This is a genomic window from Thalassospira sp. CA1, from assembly GCF_059052855.1.
This window is the reverse complement of the sequence record NZ_JBZCIA010000009.1, coordinates 140,712-160,145: the sequence shown is the minus strand read 5'-3', so window position 1 is coordinate 160,145 and position 19,434 is coordinate 140,712. Positions and strand designations below refer to the sequence as shown.

The 19,434-nt window shown below is 54.5% G+C and carries 15 protein-coding genes and 2 tRNA genes; 3 read left to right on the top strand and 14 right to left on the bottom strand.

Going from position 1 to position 19,434, the window contains the following annotated elements:
• Window positions 1-105 precede the first annotated feature (105 nt).
• The 9 genes from AC5Q5A_RS15485 to AC5Q5A_RS15445 form a co-directional block, all read right to left on the bottom strand.
• Window positions 106-182 (bottom strand) — tRNA-Val (locus AC5Q5A_RS15485).
• Window positions 183-293: 111 nt separating this feature from the next.
• On the bottom strand, window positions 294-566 hold the full coding sequence (locus tag AC5Q5A_RS15480) for an HU family DNA-binding protein (protein WP_008891813.1): 273 nt from the start codon (window positions 564-566) through the stop codon (window positions 294-296).
• Between the two features lie 263 nt (window positions 567-829).
• A complete protein-coding gene (lon, locus tag AC5Q5A_RS15475; RefSeq protein ID WP_064790436.1) occupies window positions 830-3,241 on the bottom strand; it encodes an endopeptidase La in 2,412 nt (803 codons plus the stop codon).
• A gap of 141 nt (window positions 3,242-3,382) precedes the next feature.
• Window positions 3,383-4,648, bottom strand: a complete 1,266-nt coding sequence (gene clpX / locus AC5Q5A_RS15470) for an ATP-dependent Clp protease ATP-binding subunit ClpX (RefSeq protein WP_008891815.1) — start codon at window positions 4,646-4,648, stop codon at window positions 3,383-3,385.
• Between the two features lie 301 nt (window positions 4,649-4,949).
• Entirely contained in the window at window positions 4,950-5,579 is a 630-nt protein-coding gene (clpP, locus tag AC5Q5A_RS15465) for an ATP-dependent Clp endopeptidase proteolytic subunit ClpP (RefSeq protein WP_008891816.1), read from the bottom strand.
• Window positions 5,580-5,623: 44 nt separating this feature from the next.
• Window positions 5,624-7,096 carry a trigger factor gene (gene tig, locus AC5Q5A_RS15460; RefSeq protein WP_008891817.1) on the bottom strand — a complete coding sequence of 491 codons (1,473 nt, stop codon included), beginning with the start codon at window positions 7,094-7,096 and terminating at the stop codon, window positions 5,624-5,626.
• Between the two features lie 113 nt (window positions 7,097-7,209).
• A tRNA-Leu gene (locus tag AC5Q5A_RS15455) sits at window positions 7,210-7,294 on the bottom strand.
• Window positions 7,295-7,461: 167 nt separating this feature from the next.
• Complete coding sequence (locus tag AC5Q5A_RS15450) at window positions 7,462-8,868, bottom strand: malonyl-CoA decarboxylase (RefSeq protein WP_493895827.1); 1,407 nt, start codon at window positions 8,866-8,868, stop codon at window positions 7,462-7,464.
• Between the two features lie 149 nt (window positions 8,869-9,017).
• Complete coding sequence (locus tag AC5Q5A_RS15445) at window positions 9,018-10,481, bottom strand: NAD(P)H-hydrate dehydratase (RefSeq protein WP_493895826.1); 1,464 nt, start codon at window positions 10,479-10,481, stop codon at window positions 9,018-9,020.
• 195 nt (window positions 10,482-10,676) lie between these two features.
• Here AC5Q5A_RS15445 and AC5Q5A_RS15440 point away from each other — a divergent pair, with 195 nt between their 5' ends.
• Together AC5Q5A_RS15440 and AC5Q5A_RS15435 are read left to right on the top strand one after the other, a co-directional pair.
• Complete coding sequence (locus AC5Q5A_RS15440; protein ID WP_493895825.1) at window positions 10,677-11,927, top strand: D-amino acid dehydrogenase; 1,251 nt, start codon at window positions 10,677-10,679, stop codon at window positions 11,925-11,927.
• Between the two features lie 35 nt (window positions 11,928-11,962).
• On the top strand, window positions 11,963-13,075 hold the full coding sequence (locus tag AC5Q5A_RS15435) for a sensor histidine kinase (RefSeq protein WP_493895824.1): 1,113 nt from the start codon (window positions 11,963-11,965) through the stop codon (window positions 13,073-13,075).
• A gap of 74 nt (window positions 13,076-13,149) precedes the next feature.
• Here AC5Q5A_RS15435 and AC5Q5A_RS15430 read toward each other — a convergent pair whose 3' ends face one another.
• The 5 genes from AC5Q5A_RS15430 to bfr (AC5Q5A_RS15410) form a co-directional block, all read right to left on the bottom strand.
• Window positions 13,150-13,626, bottom strand: a complete 477-nt coding sequence (locus AC5Q5A_RS15430) for a c-type cytochrome (RefSeq protein WP_493895823.1) — start codon at window positions 13,624-13,626, stop codon at window positions 13,150-13,152.
• A 30-nt stretch (window positions 13,627-13,656) separates the two neighbouring features.
• On the bottom strand, window positions 13,657-14,046 hold the full coding sequence (cueR, locus tag AC5Q5A_RS15425; RefSeq protein ID WP_008891823.1) for a Cu(I)-responsive transcriptional regulator: 390 nt from the start codon (window positions 14,044-14,046) through the stop codon (window positions 13,657-13,659).
• 9 nt (window positions 14,047-14,055) lie between these two features.
• A complete protein-coding gene (locus AC5Q5A_RS15420) occupies window positions 14,056-16,527 on the bottom strand; it encodes a heavy metal translocating P-type ATPase (protein ID WP_493895822.1) in 2,472 nt (823 codons plus the stop codon).
• A 175-nt stretch (window positions 16,528-16,702) separates the two neighbouring features.
• Window positions 16,703-17,194: a bacterioferritin gene (gene bfr / locus AC5Q5A_RS15415; protein ID WP_286791206.1), complete on the bottom strand. Its 492-nt coding sequence runs from the start codon at window positions 17,192-17,194 to the stop codon at window positions 16,703-16,705.
• 21 nt (window positions 17,195-17,215) lie between these two features.
• Entirely contained in the window at window positions 17,216-17,692 is a 477-nt protein-coding gene (gene bfr, locus AC5Q5A_RS15410) for a bacterioferritin (protein WP_008891826.1), read from the bottom strand.
• 263 nt (window positions 17,693-17,955) lie between these two features.
• On the opposite strand from bfr (AC5Q5A_RS15410), the gene AC5Q5A_RS15405 reads away from it, so the two are divergent.
• On the top strand, window positions 17,956-19,434 hold a 1,479-nt coding region (locus AC5Q5A_RS15405), incomplete at its 3' end, for a cryptochrome/photolyase family protein (RefSeq protein ID WP_493895821.1).

The window sequence follows — 19,434 nt, the reverse complement described above, 5'->3', positions numbered from 1 at the left end:
CACATGACACAAGCGTCCGGCAGGTCTGAAACGCCAAACTTGGGCAGGATGATTCGCAAAGATCGGAAAAACAAAAAAAGGCAGCCTTTAGGGCTGCCTTTATCATGGTGGGTGATGAGAGATTCGAACTCCCGACCCTCTCGGTGTAAACGAGATGCTCTAACCAGCTGAGCTAATCACCCGTCTTCTTGGGGTCCATTGCCCCGAAGCGGAGCGGAACATAGCATGGATTTTCCAAAAAGCAATGCCGGTGACGCAAGTCACCGGCATTTTTTAGCTGAACATCGTCAAACTTAGTTGACGGCGTCCTTAAGGCCTTTACCAGCCTTGAACTTCGGCTGTTTCGATGCCGGGATGTCGATTTCTTCACCGGTGCGCGGGTTGCGACCTTTTGAAGCAGCGCGAGCAGCGACAGCGAAGGTACCGAAACCAACCAGACGAACTTCGTCGCCGGATTTCAGAGAATCGGTGATGGAATCGAAAACAGCGTCTACTGCCTTGGCAGCGTCAGCTTTGGACAGATCAGCTTTAGCAGCTACACTTCCAACGAGATCGTTTTTATTCACTTCCTGGCCCCCTTGTTTGGACGTTCGGAGTTATGAGGAAATTTGGTTTGCCCCAAACCTGTTGCATGGGCAGTGTAAGCAGGTCGCCAACAGCTCGTCAATGCGAGAGACGCAGTTTTCTGCGGTTTTTGACGTTTTTTTCGATTTTTTGCGCTTTACACCAATCCCGACATGTTCCTTTGCCGATTCTTGGGCAAAGTTATCCACAGAAAAAGGGGGCCGACAGTGTCAGCCCCCTTGTTTTCTGCGCGTTCTGACGATCCTTAGTGAGTCGTCACACCGCCGATTTCCGATTCTTCGCCGTCCTTGGATTTGACAGCAACGTCATCAACCTCTTCTTCCCACTCGATCGGGACAAGCGGATTGACCAAGGCGTGGCTCAGAACTTCGTCAACATGCGACACCGGAATGATTTCCATGCCGCGTTTGACATTGTCCGGAATCTCTTCGAGATCCTTTTCGTTTTCCTGCGGGATCAGAACGGTTTTCACCCCGCCGCGCAACGCAGCCAAGAGCTTTTCTTTCAAACCGCCAATCGCAAGCACACGGCCACGCAGCGTAACTTCGCCGGTCATCGCAACGTCCTTGCGCACCGGGTTGCCGGTCAGAACCGAAACAACCGAGGTCACCATGCCAACGCCGGCCGACGGGCCGTCTTTGGGGGTGGCGCCTTCTGGCACGTGAACGTGGATGTCACGTTTCTGGAACAAGGTCGGCTTAATCCCGAAATCAACCGCACGCGAACGGACAAACGAGGTCGCCGCCTGAATCGATTCCGTCATGACTTCACCGAGTTTACCGGTGGTTTTCATGTTGCCCTTGCCAGGCACGGTAACAGATTCGATCTGAAGCAGATCACCACCGAACTCGGTATAGGCAAGACCGGTAACAACACCGACCTGATCTTCACCCTCGGTCTCGCCGAAGCGGAACTTGCGGATACCGGCATATTTGCCAAGTGTCCGCGGGGTAACACGCACCGTTTTCAGGTTTTCAAGCATGATACGCTTGGTTGCCTTACGGGCCAGCTTGGCCAGTTCGCGTTCAAGGTTACGCACACCGGCTTCGCGGGTGTAATACCGGATCAGATCACGAAGTGCTTCGTCCGAGATGCTCCATTCCCCTTTCTTCAGGCCGTTATCCTTGACCTGCTTGGGAATTAGGTGACGTTTGGCAATCTCGACTTTTTCGTCTTCGGTGTAACCGGAAATCCGGATGATTTCCATACGGTCAAGCAGCGGCTGCTGCATGCGAAGCGAGTTGGCCGTGGTGACAAACATCACATCCGAAAGATCGTAATCGACTTCGAGATAGTGATCGTTAAAGGTCGAGTTCTGTTCCGGATCCAATACCTCAAGCAATGCCGAGGCCGGATCGCCGCGGAAGTCCGAACCCATCTTTTCAATCTCGTCGAGAAGGAACAGCGGGTTGGAATATTTCGCCTTTTTCATGCCCTGGACAATCTTGCCCGGCATGGACCCGATATAGGTCCGGCGGTGACCACGGATTTCGGATTCATCACGAACCCCACCGAGTGACATGCGCACAAAGCTACGCCCGGTCGCATTGGCCATTGATTTGCCAAGCGAGGTTTTACCAACACCGGGAGGACCAACGAGGCAAAGGATCGGACCTTTGACCTTTTTGGTACGCGCCTGCACCGCAAGATATTCAAGGATGCGTTCCTTGACCTTTTCCAGACCGTAATGCTCCTTGTCGAGCACCTTCTTGGCCTTTTTCAGGTCATGGGAAACACGCGAACGCTTGTTCCACGGAATGGACACCATCCAGTCAAGATAGTTGCGCACCACGGTGGCTTCTGCCGACATCGGGCTCATATTGCGCAGTTTCTTGAGCTCTGCCTGTGCCTTTTCCTTGGCTTCCTTGGGCATTTTGGCCTTGTTCAGCTTCTCTTCGATTTCAGAAGCTTCATCCTTGCCGTCTTCACCCTCGCCCAGTTCCTTCTGAATGGCTTTGAGCTGTTCATTCAGATAGTACTCGCGCTGGGTTTTCTCCATCTGGCGTTTGACGCGGTTGCGGATTTTCTTTTCAACCTGCAACACGCCAATTTCGGATTCCATAAAGCCGAAAATACGTTCCAGACGATCACCAACCAGCTTGGTTTCCAGCAATTCCTGCTTTTCGGAAATCTTCAGCGACAGGTGGGATGCCACCGTATCGGCAAGCTTGGCCGGCTCTTCGATCTGATTGACCGACACCAGAACTTCAGGCGGAATTTTCTTGTTGAGCTTGATGTACTGTTCGAACTGGGTGACGACAGAACGGGCCAGCGCTTCGAGTTCGCTGTCATCCTCGTCACTGTCTTCACGCACCGAACCATAGGCCTGGAAGAATTCCGGGTTATCCACGTAGCCGGTAATTTCGGCACGTTTTCCGCCTTCAACCAATACCTTGACAGTTCCGTCCGGCAGCTTGAGAAGCTGCAAGACAGTTGCGACAGTACCAATTTCATAAAGATCTTCGACAGCCGGGTCATCAAGACCGGCGTCTTTCTGGGTGACAAGCAGGATCTGCTTGTCTTCGCGCATCACATCTTCGAGCGCACGCACCGATTTTTCACGTCCGACAAACAGCGGAACAATCATGTGCGGGAACACGACAATGTCACGCAACGGCAGCACCGGGTATATTTCGCCACGCGCCAATTCGACCATTATGTTCTTTCCCTACTCTGAGCCGTAACGCTGCTGTGCGGTCCTGCCATAGGCCCCGCCAGCAACGCGAACATGTTTTAGATAATCGTTAGATAATCCGGATTTCCCGCACCGCAATAGTTGCCGGTGCGGGAATTACGTTCAGGCAGTATTTTCAACACCTTCACGACGTTCTGCATGGATCAGCAACGGCTTTGCCTTTCCATTAACGACGTCAGCGTTGATGACGATTTCCTCGACACTTTCCATGGTCGGCAGATCGAACATGGTTTCAAGCAGGATGCCTTCCATGATCGAGCGCAAACCACGCGCACCGGTCTTGCGTTCAATTGCCTTGTCAGCAATCGCCTTGAGCGCATCCGTCTGGAAGGTGAGTTTCACGTCTTCCATATCGAACAGGCGCTGATACTGCTTGATCAGTGCGTTTTTCGGCTCGGTCAAAATCTGGACCAGAGCTTCGTTGTCGAGGTCTTCGAGCGTTGCCAGAACCGGCAGACGACCAATGAATTCCGGAATAAGACCGAACTTCAAAAGATCTTCCGGTTCGACTTCGCGCAGAACATCACCCGCACGGCGTTCATCAGGGCCACGGACGTCGGCACCAAAGCCGATTGCGCTGCCCCTGCCACGCTGGGAAATCACCTTGTCCAGGCCAGCGAACGCGCCGCCAACGATGAACAGGATATTGGTGGTGTCGACCTGCAGGAATTCCTGTTGCGGATGTTTCCGGCCACCCTGCGGCGGAACGGAAGCAACAGTGCCTTCCATGATCTTGAGCAATGCCTGCTGCACGCCCTCGCCCGAGACGTCACGGGTGATGGACGGGTTGTCAGACTTGCGCGAAATCTTGTCGACTTCGTCGATATAAACGATGCCGCGCTGGGCCCGCTCGACATTGTAGTCAGCCGCCTGCAGCAGCTTGAGAATGATGTTTTCGACATCCTCACCCACATAACCGGCTTCGGTCAGGGTGGTGGCATCTGCCATGGTGAACGGCACATCAAGAATACGTGCCAGGGTCTGGGCCAGAAGCGTTTTACCGCAACCGGTCGGACCAACCAGCATGATGTTCGATTTTGCCAGCTCGATGTCTTCATTCTTGCTGGAATGGTGCAGGCGCTTGTAATGGTTGTGAACCGCGACCGAGAGAACTTTCTTCGCATGGCCCTGACCGATGACATAGTCATCAAGGACCTTGCAAATCTCTTGCGGAGAAGGCACCCCGTCTGCCGATTTGACGAGATGTGTTTTGTGCTCTTCGCGGATGATGTCCATGCAAAGCTCTACGCATTCATCACAGATGAACACGGTTGGACCGGCGATGAGCTTGCGAACCTCGTGCTGGCTCTTTCCACAGAAAGAACAGTACAGAGTGTTCTTGGAGTCCCCGCTATTCGATTTGCTCATACAAACCCCAATTACGTTTGACGTTATCTTTTATCGCCATGTTAGCCGGTAAACGATACCGATCTCAACGTTTAATCTGCGCTTTTCGGCTTTATGGCGTCATGTTTGATATGGGTTCGCTATCTTGGTTGCGAAACCCCTTGCATTAATCACCCAAACGTTCGGGCGGCCAGCAAGTTCCGAACAATAACGCCCAAGCCTGCACATACTCTTGTCTATGACTTAAAACTGCCATGAGGCAAGACATAAAAAAACGCCCCGGCCGATCACCGGGGCGTTTCCACCAATCACACCTGAGTGATCAGTCTTTCTTTTCATCACTTTCCGGCTTCGGACGCGATGTAACGACCTCGTCGATCAGACCAAACTCCTTGGCCTGATCAGGGGTGAGGAAGTTATCACGTTCCATTGCGTCTTCGATGGTCTTGAGATCACGGCCGGTATGTTCGACATAGATCTCGTTAAGACGCTGACGCAGAGCCAGAATTTCGCGGGCATGAATTTCGATGTCCGATGCCTGACCCTGGAAGCCGCCAGACGGCTGGTGGATCATGACGCGTGCATTGGGCAGGCAGTAACGCTTGCCTTTTGCACCGGCCATCAGAAGCAGCGAGCCCATGGATGCCGCCTGCCCCATGCACACCGTGGAGACATCGCAACGGATGTACTGCATGGTGTCATAGATGGCGAGACCCGAGGTCACAACACCGCCCGGTGAGTTGATGTAAAGCGAGATATCCTTATCCGGATTTTCCGATTCGAGATGCAGCAACTGCGCACAGATCAGTGACGACATGCCGTCATGGACCTGACCGTTGATGAAAACGATGCGCTCCTTAAGAAGGCGCGAAAAGATGTCATAGGCACGCTCGCCACGGCTGGTCTGTTCAACGACCATCGGTACAAGCGAATTCATCCGTTCTTCAATCATCAACTGCAATCTCCCTGCATGATCCTAAACCGTGTCCGGCCGGATTACTTGTCTTCGGATTTGTCAGCAGCTTTTTTAGCGGCCGGCTTTTTGGCTGCAGCTTTCTTGGCCGGGGCTTTTTTAGCCGGAGCCTTTTTCTCTGCGTCCTTTTTCGCCGGTGCTTTCTTAGCAGCCGATTTCTTCTTCGGAGCTTCGTCTTCCTCTTCCGGCTTCAGAAGGTCTTCAACCGAAACGGTTTTTTCTTCTACCTTGGCGAGTTCGACGATGTAATCAACGACCTTGTCTTCATATACAGGGCCCTGAAGCGCCTGCAAGGCCTGCGGGTTATTTTTATAGAATTCGATAACCTGCTGTTCCTGGCCCGGATATTTCTGGGCTTCGGCAACGAGGACCTTGTTGACGTCTTCCTGAGTGACCTGGATCTCATTCTCACGGCCGACTTCTGCAAGCAGAAGGCCCAGAAGAACGCGACGTTCTGCGATTTCGCGGAACTCTTCGGTCAGCTCTTCTTCGGACTTGCCTTTGGTTTCGTCGTCTTCCTGTCCAGCTTCACGGGCCTGTTTGATCTGGCCAATGATGCCTTCGAGTTCGTTTTCAACGAGCGACTTCGGCAGTTCGAAGCTGTGGTTTTCAGCCAGCGCGTCAAGAAGCTGACGCTTCATTTTCTGACGGGAAACCGATTCGTATTCGCGGCCAAAGTCCTTGCGGATCGCTTCTTTAAGGGACTCAAGGCTGTCCTGACCGAGTTTCTTGGCCAGTTCATCATCCAGCTCAGCCGGTTTCTTTTCCTTGATTTCCTTAACGGTTACGTCGAACTCAGCGTCTTTGCCTGCGAGTTCGGCAGCACCGTAAGCTTCCGGGAATTTCACTTTGACGACGACTTCGTCACCAGCGTTCACACCGGTCAGCTGATCTTCGAAACCTTCGATGAAGGAACCCGAACCGAGTTCGAGTTCGTAATCTTCGGCTTTGCCACCTTCGAACGCTTCACCGTCGATTTTGCCCAGGAAGTCGATAACAACAACGTCACCGGCTTTGGACTTGCGCTTGCGTGCGAGCGGTGCGGTCGTACCCTGTGCGGATGCGATGCGCTCGAGGGTTTCGTTCACCTTGCTGTCGTCAAGTTCAACAACTTCACGGGTCAGCTTCAGCTTTTTGAAGTCCATTGCTTCGATGGCCGGGATGATTTCGACTGCGATGTCGAATTCCAGATCACCGCCTTCATCGAATTTGGTGACTTCGATTTTCGGCTGAACAGCCGGGCGCAGGTCATTGTCGTTCAGAACCTTGCCGGTGTTTTCGTTGACAGCGGCTTCAAGGACTTCGCCCATGACGGCCTGGCCGTAACGCTGACGCAGGAGTTTCGCCGGAATCTTGCCCGGACGGAAGCCCGGCAGGCGAACCTGATCCTTGATCTCGTCAAGTTTGGCGACGACTTTTTCTTCGATATGTGCGGCGGGCACGACGACTTTGAACTCGCGCGCCAGGCCTTCGTTTTTGGTTTCAGTAACCTGCATAGATAACTCTTTTGCTTGGTTCGAATAATGTCCGTTACGCGACGCAGTCCGGACGTCAGAAAGTCAATACGACTAAACGAATATGGTACCCGGTCAAATTTTCAGCCTGCTTATGGTACGGGTGAAGGGACTCGAACCCCCACGGATTGCTCCACTGGAACCTAAATCCAGCGCGTCTACCAGTTCCGCCACACCCGCACACAAGCATAGAAATCACTCCGGTCACACCGGAATGAGTGCGCCTTAATACAAACTTCGATCCCCTCATGCAAGCATCGCCTTTTCGACAAATGCAATCTTGTCGAAAATATCCATCAAACAGGGCCTAAATCGACGGCAATCAGCCGATTTCAGGTGACGCCCCCCTAGCGGAAATGACGTTTTACGGCACTGGAAACCGCGATTTTGCCCTGCCCGACGTAACTTTCGTGATTTTTTTCGATGGTCGAAAGGTCATAGAGATAGTTCACCATCATCCCGAATGACTGGTTCCAGCCATTTTCCTTGGCATTACCGTTCCAGTTCAGCCGTTCAACCCGCGCACCGTTGCTCAGATGAAAATGCGCGACCGGATCAAAGGCGGTGTCCATGCCGGGACGCTTGGCATTCAAAAGATACCACGCCGTCAGGTACTCGATATTTGCCCGCGTCCGTTCAGAAACCCCGTCCGGGCTGGTGGCGGGTGGTTTTGGCCCCATCAGGTCATCACAATCGGTCAAGGCGGCCTCAATCGCCTTGGGCAGGCCGGTTTCCTCACCCTTGGCCATTGTATCGAGCTGCCGGTCAATCCAGCTGCGCAGTGCAGGTATCGGCGACAGGGTTGAAAACTGTTTGAGATGCGGCAGATCACGCTGCAATTGGGCGACCACCCGTTTGATCAGGAAATCGCCAAAGCTGATTCCCGCCAATCCGGCCTGCGCGTTCGAAATAGAATAGAAGATCGCCGTATCGGACTTCGTGTCGCTTTTGGGGGTCTTTTCCGTGCCGCCCAAATCGTCATCCTTGCTTTCGATCAACTCATCGACGTTGCCGGCAATGCCGTTCACAAGCGCGACTTCCACGAAAATAAGCGGCTCGTCAGGCATGCCGGGATGGAAGAAGGCGAAGCACCGACGGTCGGATGCCAGTCGACGTTTAAGATCATCCCAGCTTTGAATGGCGTGAACGGCTTCATAGGCGATCAGTTTTTCCAAAAGGGCTGCCGGTGAATTCCACGTGATGCGGCTCAGTTCCAGAAAGCCGATATCAAACCAGCTTGCCAGCAGTGTCTTGAGATCGCGTTCCAGAATGGCCAGTCCCGGGGCCTCCTTGCGCCAGCGCAAAAGATCGGCGCGCAGATCAACCAGGAACTTCACACCTTGTGGTAATGAATTGAATTCCTTAAGGATTAAACGAAATGGTGGCACCAGTGCGGCACGCAGTTCGGTTTCAAGCAATGCCTGTTCTGCCAGATCATCAGCCGCCGTCCAATCGGCCATGACGGCCGCAACACGGTCGCGATCTACGCCGAATTCATTGACCAGAAGATGCAGGAATTCACGTTTCCCCGCATCATCAAGGCGCAAGAAATCATGTCCAAGGGCGGCTGCGCGCGCACGGGCCGATACCGCCCCACCGCGCCTTGCCAGACAATCGGCGATCTGTTCGCGCCAACGGTCCTGTCGGGTCTGGCTTTCATCAAAACCAAGGCCACGCACCACCGGGCTATCGCGCAGTTCGCGCCAGGCGCCACGAAGATTATCAAGGGTTCTGTCGAGAAACGTCTGAGACATGCCTGTCTCCCACTCCGATATCAGAAGAACTTCAAATCGTTTCCTCAATACGTGATGATCCATCCCATCACGCCATACCGTTTTTATATCGGGTGATTATACCGCAAGCGCCAGCGGCTGCGGCGACTTCTTGTTCACCTTAGTTCACATCATGCCTTTTTACGTGACGCCAGCCACAGTTCGCGCAAGACAGCGGGAAGATGTTCCGGAATGTCTTCAGCGATCAGTCCCGGCCCAATATCCGCCCCGCTTCGTGCATGAAGCCATACCCCCATGCAGGCGGCGTCAAAACTATCCATGCCTTGCGCCATCAAACCACCAATGATCCCGGCCAATACATCGCCCGATCCGGCGGTTGCCAGCCAAGGCACATCGACCGCACTGATTGCCGCCCGCCCGTCGGGGGCAGCAATCACGGTATCAGCCCCCTTGATCAGAACAGTCGCGCTGCAGCGTTTGGCCGCTGCGCGCGCCCGACAAAGCTTGTCGCCGGTAATATCAGGAAACAGGCGGGCAAATTCGCCCTCATGCGGGGTCAGGACGGTCGGGCCTTGTACGGCAAAGCACAAGGTAGACGGATCTTCGGCAAAGCTTGTGAGTGCGTCGGCATCAAGCACCGTCGCCCGGCACAGATGTAAAAGTTTCAGGACAAGGGCACGCGTATCGTCACCAACCCCAAATCCCGGCCCGATGACAAAGGCATTATGACGACAGTCATTCACAAGTGCATCAAAGGCAGACATCGGGGCGGTCATGTTGCCAGGCGCATCCGATGCGTAGATCGGCAATGCTTGCGCATCTGCCACGATGGTCAGAAGCCCCACCCCGGATCGGCGCGCGGCACGTGCCACAAGGCGGGTTGCCCCGGTCATGGTAGCGCCGCCAAAGGCCAAAAGATGCCCGCGATGGTATTTGTGACCTTCAAGTCCCGGCCAATGGATGCCTGCCCGCCACAAAACCGGATCGTTTCGCCAACAGGCCGGCGCAATATCAAGGACCGTCTGATCGGTTATGCCGATGTCGCGCACGGCCAGTTCACCGCACATCAAACGCCCCGGCAAAAGATAATGCCCAGGCTTTGCGCGACAAAATGTCACGGTCAGGTCGGCCTTCACCGCAACGCCCAGAACCATGCCGGTATTACCATCAACCCCCGATGGCACATCGACCGCAACAACGCTGCACGGGCTTGAATTGATTGTGGTGACAAGTTCGGCCACGTCACCGGTAATGGCGCGCGCAAGCCCGGCACCAAAGATGCAATCGACCACCAGATCCGCGCCAACAACAAGGGCGGGTGAAAGAAGTTCGGTCGCCCCTTCCCAGCGGGCGGCATGCAAGGCCGCGTCACCTTTTAGGTCAGCCACATCGCCCATTAGCCCCAAACGCACAGACCAGCCTTCATCGCGCAGAAGCTTGGCGATGGCAAAACCATCGCCGCCGTTGTTGCCGGGGCCGCACAATACAGATACGGAACGCGGTGACCAGTGACGGATGATTTCCTCAAACACGGCGCGACCGGCATTTTGCATCAAAACGTCGCCGGGAATCCCGCCTTCGATTGTGCGGCGGTCTGCTTCGTACATCTGATCGGTTGTCAGGATTTCAAACATTTCACCCCGTCATCCTTGTCATGAAATTCCGGTCTGCGTTGTGCATCAAGACAGCATTTAAAACAGGTCCAGTCGACTGTAGCCATTTAAATTTCACCCCACTATAGTGCAGCGAAATTCGCATGTCGGATAGTTGGCAGAAAGGCTGACCATCAGACCGCAACACGAAACTTTCCGCAACAAGGCTTTGCCCGCATGCATGTAGTCGTCATGGGCGCCGGGGTCATCGGGACAACGGCGGCCTGGTATCTTTTGCAAAATGGTCATCAGGTTACGGTCGTTGATCGTCGGCATGCCAGTGCGCAGGAAACAAGCTTTGCCAATGGCGGTCAGATTTCTGCCTGTCACGCCACACCCTGGGCGAATGCATCCACCCCCAAGCAAATCCTGGGCTGGCTTGGCCGGGAAGAAGCACCGCTTCTGTTTCGGATGCGCTTTGACCCGCAGCTGTTTTCATGGGGCCTTCGGTTCTTGCGCAACTGCACCGATGCGCGGGCCAGGATCAATCTGGAAAAGGCGCTTCGGGTTGCGATCTATAGCCGCGATTGCCTGCGCGCGCTTCGCGACGAGCTTGATCTTGAATATGATCATAGCACACGTGGCATCCTGCATATCTGCCGCACTGAACAGGACATGGTCGCGGTCGAAAAGGCCACCGCCCAGATGCAGGAATACGGGCTTAAACGTCGACTTGTATCGTCCGAGGAATGCCTTACCATCGAGCCTGCCCTGCGCGATGCCACAGCGCCGTTCATTGGTGGCAGCTTTACGCCAGATGATGAAAGCGGTGATGCGCGCAAATTCACCGAACGTCTGAGCGAACATTGCATCGCCAAGGGCGCATCGTTTCACTTCAACACCAACATCACCGGCCTTGTCCATGATCAGGGCAAGATCACCTGTGTTCAAACTGACAAGGGTGACATCCATGCGGATGCATTTCTGGTCTGTCTGGGCAGCTATAGCCCGCTGATGCTGGCCCCGCTTGGCATCAAATTGCCGATTTATCCGTGCAAGGGATACTCGATCAGCATCGACACCACCGGCTATTCCGGGGCACCCGAAACGGCCCTGATCGATGACAGTGTGAAAATGGTGTATTCGCGCCTTGGTGCGCATCTTAGAGTTGCAGGCACGGCGGAGCTGGATGGCTATAACCTTCGGATGTCGCCACGCCGCCAAAAACTTATCGTTGATAAAGCACTGGAATTATTCCCGAATTCAGGTGATCGCTCCAGCATCGATTTCTGGTCGGGTTTGCGGCCGGTAACGCCGGATTCTGCCCCTGTTCTTGGCGATACAAAGTATGCTAATCTATACCTTAATACGGGGCATGGGACGTTGGGTTGGACGATGAGTTGCGGATCAGCAAAAGCAGTCGCCGATCTCATCAGCGGCAAGACCCCTGACATCTCTCTGACGGGGCTGGGTATCGACCGCTTTTAGCGGACGACCTGATTATTATGGGATCACGGGCTGACATGACCAGCAACACACCAATTGGTTCAACCAATGTGCCATTGGCCGACCAGGTTGTTCTGAACGCCCTGCCCTATGCCGCCGTCATATGCGACCGCAACGGCATCGTCATGCAATGTAACGAAGCCATCGCGCGCTTGATCGGCGTTTCGCGTGATCGCATGCTGGGCCGCAAGGCCGGTTTCATTTCCAAAGGCCTGATGAGCGATATCGAAGATGTGTTTTCTTCGGGCCGGACCTGGCGCGGCGATATCATTCTTGTCGGTGCAGCCAAGGAAAGCCACGTCTGCGACCTTTCCATCGCCCCGCTTGAATATTGCCAGAACAATGAAACGCGCACCGCGGTGCTGATGACGCTGCTTGAAAATGACCGTCAGGCACAGGCCGAACGCACCCTGATGGAGCAAAACCGCAATCAATCGGATGCCAACGCGTCAAAATCCGACTTTATCGCCAATATGGGCCATGAATTGCGCACCCCGCTTAATGCGATTATCGGCAACTCCGAACTGATTGCGCATGGGGTTCTTGGCGATCTGCCCGACGGGTACCGCGAATGTGGCCGTGACGTTTACGAGGCGGGCAAGCATCTGCTTGAACTGGTCAATAACGTTTTGGACGTGTCAAAGCTGTCTGCCGGTTCGATGACCTTGCAGCTTGAAGAGGCCGATCTTGGCTCGGTGATACGCGATGCCGCCCGGCTTGTCGGGGATGATATTTCGCGGCGCAGCCATCAATTGCAATTCGATCTGCCTGATCAGCCGGTATCGATGCTGTGTGACAAGCTCAAACTCAAACAGATCCTGATCAATATCCTGAGCAACGCGGCAAAATTCACACCCGAACACGGCAAGATCCGCATCGGGCTGGCCACAACCGACGAAGACGTCACCTTTGCGATCGAGGATAATGGTGTCGGCATGAGCCCGAATGACATTCCCCGGGCGCTGGCCCGGTTCTCGCAACTTCATCCATCCGGGGTGAAGGAAAGTGTCGGTACCGGCCTTGGCCTGCCGCTGGCCAAGCTTCTGGTCGAGCTGCATGGTGGTCGGCTTAGTATCGAAAGCGACCTTGGCAAGGGCACGACCGTGCGCATTACCCTGCCCCGCCCGTAACCTGATATCGTTAACTCCGCACAGCAAAAGACCCGCCCGGACATGTCCGAGGCGGGTCTTTTGGTTTCAAGGCCTTATTGGGCCGCAGATTGATTGATCTGGTCGTGCCGCGCGATGACGTCCTTGGGCCAGCGGCTTTTGATGTAAGACAGGCTGGCAATGATTTCCTCATCGCTCAGCACGCCCTCATAACCCTGCATGGCCGATTTATAATCGCCCCCGGCCATTGCCGCCGGTCCGTACTTGGTCAGTTCAAACAACACCTGATCGGGGTGATGCCAGGTATGGCCAGTCTCGTCATGGGGTGGCGCCGGAAGCAAGCCGTCAGGACCGCGTTCACGCCAATTGGCTTCGCCCTCAAGTCTGGCACCGTGGCAGGACGCACAATTTGCGTCATAGATCTTCTTGCCCTGCGCCACCAGTTGCAGATCATCGGGACGCAGCGAGACATCCTGGTCCGTGATCGCATCCGGGCCAAAGAACGTGACGATGCCATACATAATCGCCGCACCGACAAGGGCGCCAAGCGCCATAACACCTTTATTCTTCAATGCGTTCTCTCATTCTTTTGTGTTTCGGGATCACGCCTTGCGGGCGAGATCATTGATGATCGGGCAGTTAGGGCGATCATCGCCGTGACAGGACTGCACAAGGTCGGAAAGTGTATCGCGCAGGCTTTGAAGTTCGGCAATCTTGCGTTCGATCTCTGCCAGATGGGTTTTGGCGATTTCCTTTACATCGGAAGAGGCACGGTTGCGGTCCTCGTAAAGTGACAGCAACACCCGGCAATCTTCGACCGAGAACCCCAAGCCGCGGGCACGTTGCAGGAACCGCAATTTGTGCAGATCATTTTCATCATAGTCACGATACCCGTTGGCCAGGCGCCCCGGCGAAACCAGACCGATATCCTCGTAATAACGGATGGTTTTCGCCGGAAGTCCGCATTCAGTCGCGGCGTCAGAAATGTTCATCGCCTTCTCCTACTTCCGGACTGTCCAGCGCCGCAATGTCAGTGAGTTACCAACAACCGAGACGGAGCTAAGCGCCATCGCCGCACCGGCAATCGCCGGGCTAAGCACACCGAATGCTGCCAACGGAACACCGACCACGTTATAGGCAAAGGCCCAAAACAGGTTCTGTGCGATTTTGCGACGGGTGGCGATCGAAATATCAATCGCGGCAGACACAAGTGCCGGATCAGACCGCATCAGGGTGATGCCAGCCGTTTCCATGGCAACATCGGTGCCGCCGCCCATGGCAATACCGACATCGGCCGCGGCCAGTGCGGGCGCATCATTGATCCCGTCACCAACCATGGCAACATGACGGCCTTCCTTGCGAAGTTTCTCGACTTCACGTGCCTTGTCCTGCGGGCGAATACGACCTTCGCCACGTTCCAGGCCAAGTTCACGTGCCACGTGGCTTGCGACATCCTGACTGTCACCCGACAACATGATCGATGAAATGCCGCGTGCCTTGAGATCGGCAATTGCCTGCTTGGCACCTTCGCGAATGCGATCCTCAAGGGTCAGGTAACCGGCAAACGCGCCATCAATCGCAACCAGAATAACGGTTCGGCCTTCACCTTCGTGTTTCTTGATGTCCTTTGCCAGATCCTGCGACGGACCTGCGATATCAAGATCACTCAGCAAGGCTTCGCTGCCGATGGCGATCTTGTGCTTTTCGACATCGGCCATGACACCGGCACCGGTTTTCCCCTTGAAGTTATCGATATCAGGCAGTGATACGCCTTCATCCTTGGCAATCGAGACAACCGCACGCGCCAAAGGATGTTCACTGGCGACCTGAACGGCTGCTGTCAGGCGCAGCAACTCATTACGGTCAACACCCTCAACCGGGCAGATATCGCGCACAGTCGGTGTGCCTTCCGTCAGGGTGCCGGTTTTATCAAAGATGACGGTATCGACATTATGGGCCTGTTCAAGCGCCTCGAAATTGCGGATCAGGATGCCGTTGCGCGCAGCACTGCCGGTACCAGCTACCAGCGCAGTCGGCGTCGCCAGACCAAGCGCACAAGGACATGCAATCACCAGCACGGAGACGGCGGCAACGATAGATGCCTCTGCGCCAAAGCCGGTAAACAACCAAGCGGCCAAGGTCAGCAGTGCAATGACAACCACAATCGGCACGAACACGGCCGATACCCGGTCGACAAGCTTCTGCACCGGGGCCTTGCCGGTCTGGGCCTTTTCGACCAGACGGATGATGCGTGACAGCGTCGTATCATCACCAACCGCACTGACTTCGATATCAAGACGTCCGGTGCCATTCACTGCACCACCAACGACCGTATCACCACTAACACGTGCCACCGGTCGGGTTTCTCCGGTGATCAGGCTTTCATCAAGTTCACTTTCACCGGCATGAACCTTGCCATCGACCGGCACACGTTCGCCCGGCAAAACGCGAACAATATCGCCGACCATAAGGCTTTCAATCGCGACATCCTGTTCGCCTTCGCCCGCGACCACCTTGCGCGCACGCCGTGGACGGAGCGCCATCAATTCACGAATGGCGGCTGATGCCCCGCGTTTGGCGCGTTCTTCCATGATTTTACCAGCAAGGATCAGGGTAATGATCGCAGCCGATGCTTCGAAATAAAGATGGGCCTGCCCGGCATTGGCCGTCAGCATGTTATAGAGGCTGAGGAAATAGGCCGCCGATGTCCCAAGTGCGACCAGCACATCCATATTGGCACTGCGATGGCGCAGGGCTGCATATGCCCCCTGATAGAAGCGCGCACCGATATAGAACTGAACCGGTGTCGCAAGCGCAAGTTCAACCCATGCCGGCAGATGATAGGACACACCAAGGTTCATCCAGACCATCTGCAAAACCAGTGGTGCGGTCAGCAATGCCGATACCGCAAGAAGGATCAGGGATTTGTCCTGTTTCTTTTCGTTGCGTGCCGCCTCGTCTGCGTCACCGTCTTCGGATCCGGATTTATTGCGTGACGTTGCGTGATAGCCGGCATCCTCGATCGCCTTGATCGCGATGGCATCGTTGACCTTGCCCGACAGGGCCGAGATATCGGCACGTTCCAGCGCGAAATTGACACTGGCTTCGGTGACGCCCGGCAATGCCGAAAGTGCCTTTTCAACCCGCAAAGCACAGTTCGCGCATGTCATGCCATCGACATCAAAGGAAAGCTGCTGGGTCACGACGCTATAGCCTGAATCCGCGACCGCCTCGGCGATTTTGGATGTATCAAGCTTGCTGTCGTCAAAATGCACATTTGCGCTGTTAAGTGCAAAGTTCACGGTGACATCAGAAACACCATCAAGACCAGCAATGGCCTTTTCAACGCGCCCTGCACAGTTTGCACAGGTCATGCCTTCGATCTCGAGGTTCACTTCGCTGGTATTGGCAGTCGGCTGCACGGATGCCCCACCGCCTGCTGCGGTATCATATTCGTCTGTTCGGCGATCCATATCACGCACCTCAAAAAAGGGGTTACTACAAGATATGGGGCACGATAGACCTTCCAGCAACTGGAAGGTCAAGATAAAAAAGCGACATATAAAAATTCAGGTCTAAGCCTCTGATACCAAAAAGAAAGCCCCGGACATTGCCGGGGCCTTCTGAAAATTATTTGCTGGCGGATGATCAGCCTTCCGGGTTTGGTTCCCCGGCTGCGCGGAACTGGATGTAGTTCGGCAGGCCCATCATGTCGATCAGGCGGATCTGCTGTTCCAGCCAATAGGCATGATCTTCTTCGCTATCATCAAGCAGGGCGACCAGCATCTGACGGGTCTGGAAATCGTCCTCTGCTTCGGCGATCTTGATCGCCTTTTTCAGAAGATTGATCACGTGATATTCGTGTTCGAGATCGTTTTTCATCATCTCGGGCACGGTTTTGCCGATCTTGATCGGTTCACGCGATGCGGTATCGGGCACGCCTTCAAGGAACAGGATACGCTCGATCAGACGCTTTGCGTGTTCGAGTTCCTCATCCTTTTCGTGATGCATGCGTTCATAGAGCGAATGCAGGCCCCAATCGGCATACATTTCAGCATGTGTGTTGTACTGGTCGGCCGCCGACAGTTCGGCAGTGAGCTGTTTGTTCAGCGCGGCGAGGACCTTTTTACTACCCTTCATGGCGTAATACTCCTGATCTGATTAGTCGCCGTCGCCTGAACGGCTCTGGATGTAGTTTGCAATCCCGACATTTTCGAGCTGCCATTCTTCGGTCTCAAGCCAATCAACGTGCTCTTCCTGTTCTTCCAGGAATTTCACAAGCAGATCGCGCGTCACAAAGTCTTCGGCCTTTTCGCAGGCGGTGATGGCTTCGCGCAGAAGGGGCAGAGACGCCAATTCAAACTTCATGTCACAGCTGATGATCTCTTCGACATTTTCGCCGATCATCAGTTTGTTGAGGTTCTGGAGGTTGGGAAGACCTTCAAGAAACAGAATGCGCTCAATCGTGTCGTCAGCGCGTTTCATTTCCTTGATCGAGAGCTTGTACTCATACTCGCCCATTTCTTCCACGCCCCAGTCCCGCAGCATTCTGGCATGCAGGAAATACTGGTTAATCGCAGTCAACTGGTTGGTCAGAATGCGATTAAGATATGTGATGATCTTGGGATCACCTTTCATCATGGCTCTCCTGATGGTTGGGCTATGCAGATAGTGGGAATCCACCCGGCTTGTTTCAAGGAAAAAACGCGCCTTTGATTACCATTATCAATAATTTAGCCGATTTTTCCGAAATAAGCCAGTTGGGGTGAATGACTAAAAATCATTCGCACGGATTTCCCTGAGAATGAAAATCGGTTCGGCGAAATTGCCCTTCGCAAAGATCTTGTGCCCGGATGTTTTCGTACGACTCGCAACTGCCGTGCAATCGATTGAAGCAACACATGAAGCAGCACTTTCAAACCATTCGTTTCATCCTTGGGGATCAACTGACACCGTCGCTTTCGAGCCTGAAGGACGCCGATCCCGATCAGGACCTGATCGTCATGGCAGAGCCGCATGACGAGGCCACCTATGTCCCCCATCATCGCCAGAAGATCGTGATGATCCTGTCTGCAATGCGCCACTTTGCCGAGGAATTGCGCGAAAACGGATTTCACATCGCGTATTTTGACTATCAAAACCATCCGACTAAATCCTTCACCGACGCCCTGAAAGCGGCCGTTACCGAACACGACATCAAGGAAGTCATCATCACCGAACCTGGTGAATGGCGGGTCAAACATGAAATCGACAAATGGTCCGAAGACCTCGATATCTCGGTTGATGTGCGCGCCGATGACCGGTTCTTTGCCCCGCTTTCAGCATTCGCGGATTTCGCCAAGGACCGCAAGGAACTGAGGATGGAGTATTTCTATCGCGGCTTGCGTCGCGATACCGGCATCCTGATGGAACCCGATGGCAAGCCGGTTGGCGGGCAGTGGAACTTTGATCACGACAACCGCAAAAGCCTGCCCGATGATGTGACACCCCCAACGCCAACGACATTTGCACCCGACAAGATCACGCAGGGCTTGCTTGATCGCATATGCGATGACTTCCCCGATGCGATGGGGGATGTTGCGTCATTTGGCTGGCCGGTCACGCGCAAGGATGCGCTTGCGGCACTTGATCATTTCATCAAGCATCGCTTGGCGCAGTTTGGCGATTACCAGGATGCGATGACGGTCAAAAGTGCCACCCTTTATCATTCCCTGATCAGCCCATGCCTCAATACCGGGCTGTTGTTGCCTGATGAAGTCTGCCGGGCGGCAGAGAAGGCCTATCATGAGGGCAAGGCACCGCTGAACGCGGTTGAGGGGTTTATTCGCCAGATCCTTGGCTGGCGGGAATATGTCCGGGGGCTTTACTGGTATCTTGGCCCGGATTACGGCAGCGGCAATCATTTTGATGCCAAACGCCCCCTGCCCGCATTCTTCTGGGATGGCAATGTACCGATGAATTGCCTGAAGCAGGCGATTGGTGAAACGCTTGAAAATGCCTATGCCCATCACATTCAGCGCTTGATGGTGATTGGCAATTTTTCCCTGCTGGCCGGGCTTGATCCCAAAGAAGTCTGCGACTGGTATCTGGCGGTCTATATCGACGCGTTTGAATGGGTTGAGCTTCCCAACACCTTTGGCATGGCGCTTTATGCCGATGGCGGCAAGATGGCGTCAAAGCCCTATGCGGCCAGTGGCAAATATATCGACCGCATGTCGGATTACTGTAAGGACTGCCAGTACAACCCGCGCAACAATACCAGCACGGATGCCTGTCCGTTCAACGCGCTTTACTGGCATTTTTTGGATCGCAACGCCGATAAGCTTGGCAACAATCCGCGCCTTGGCATGCCATACCGCAACTGGGCCCGCATGAAGGAC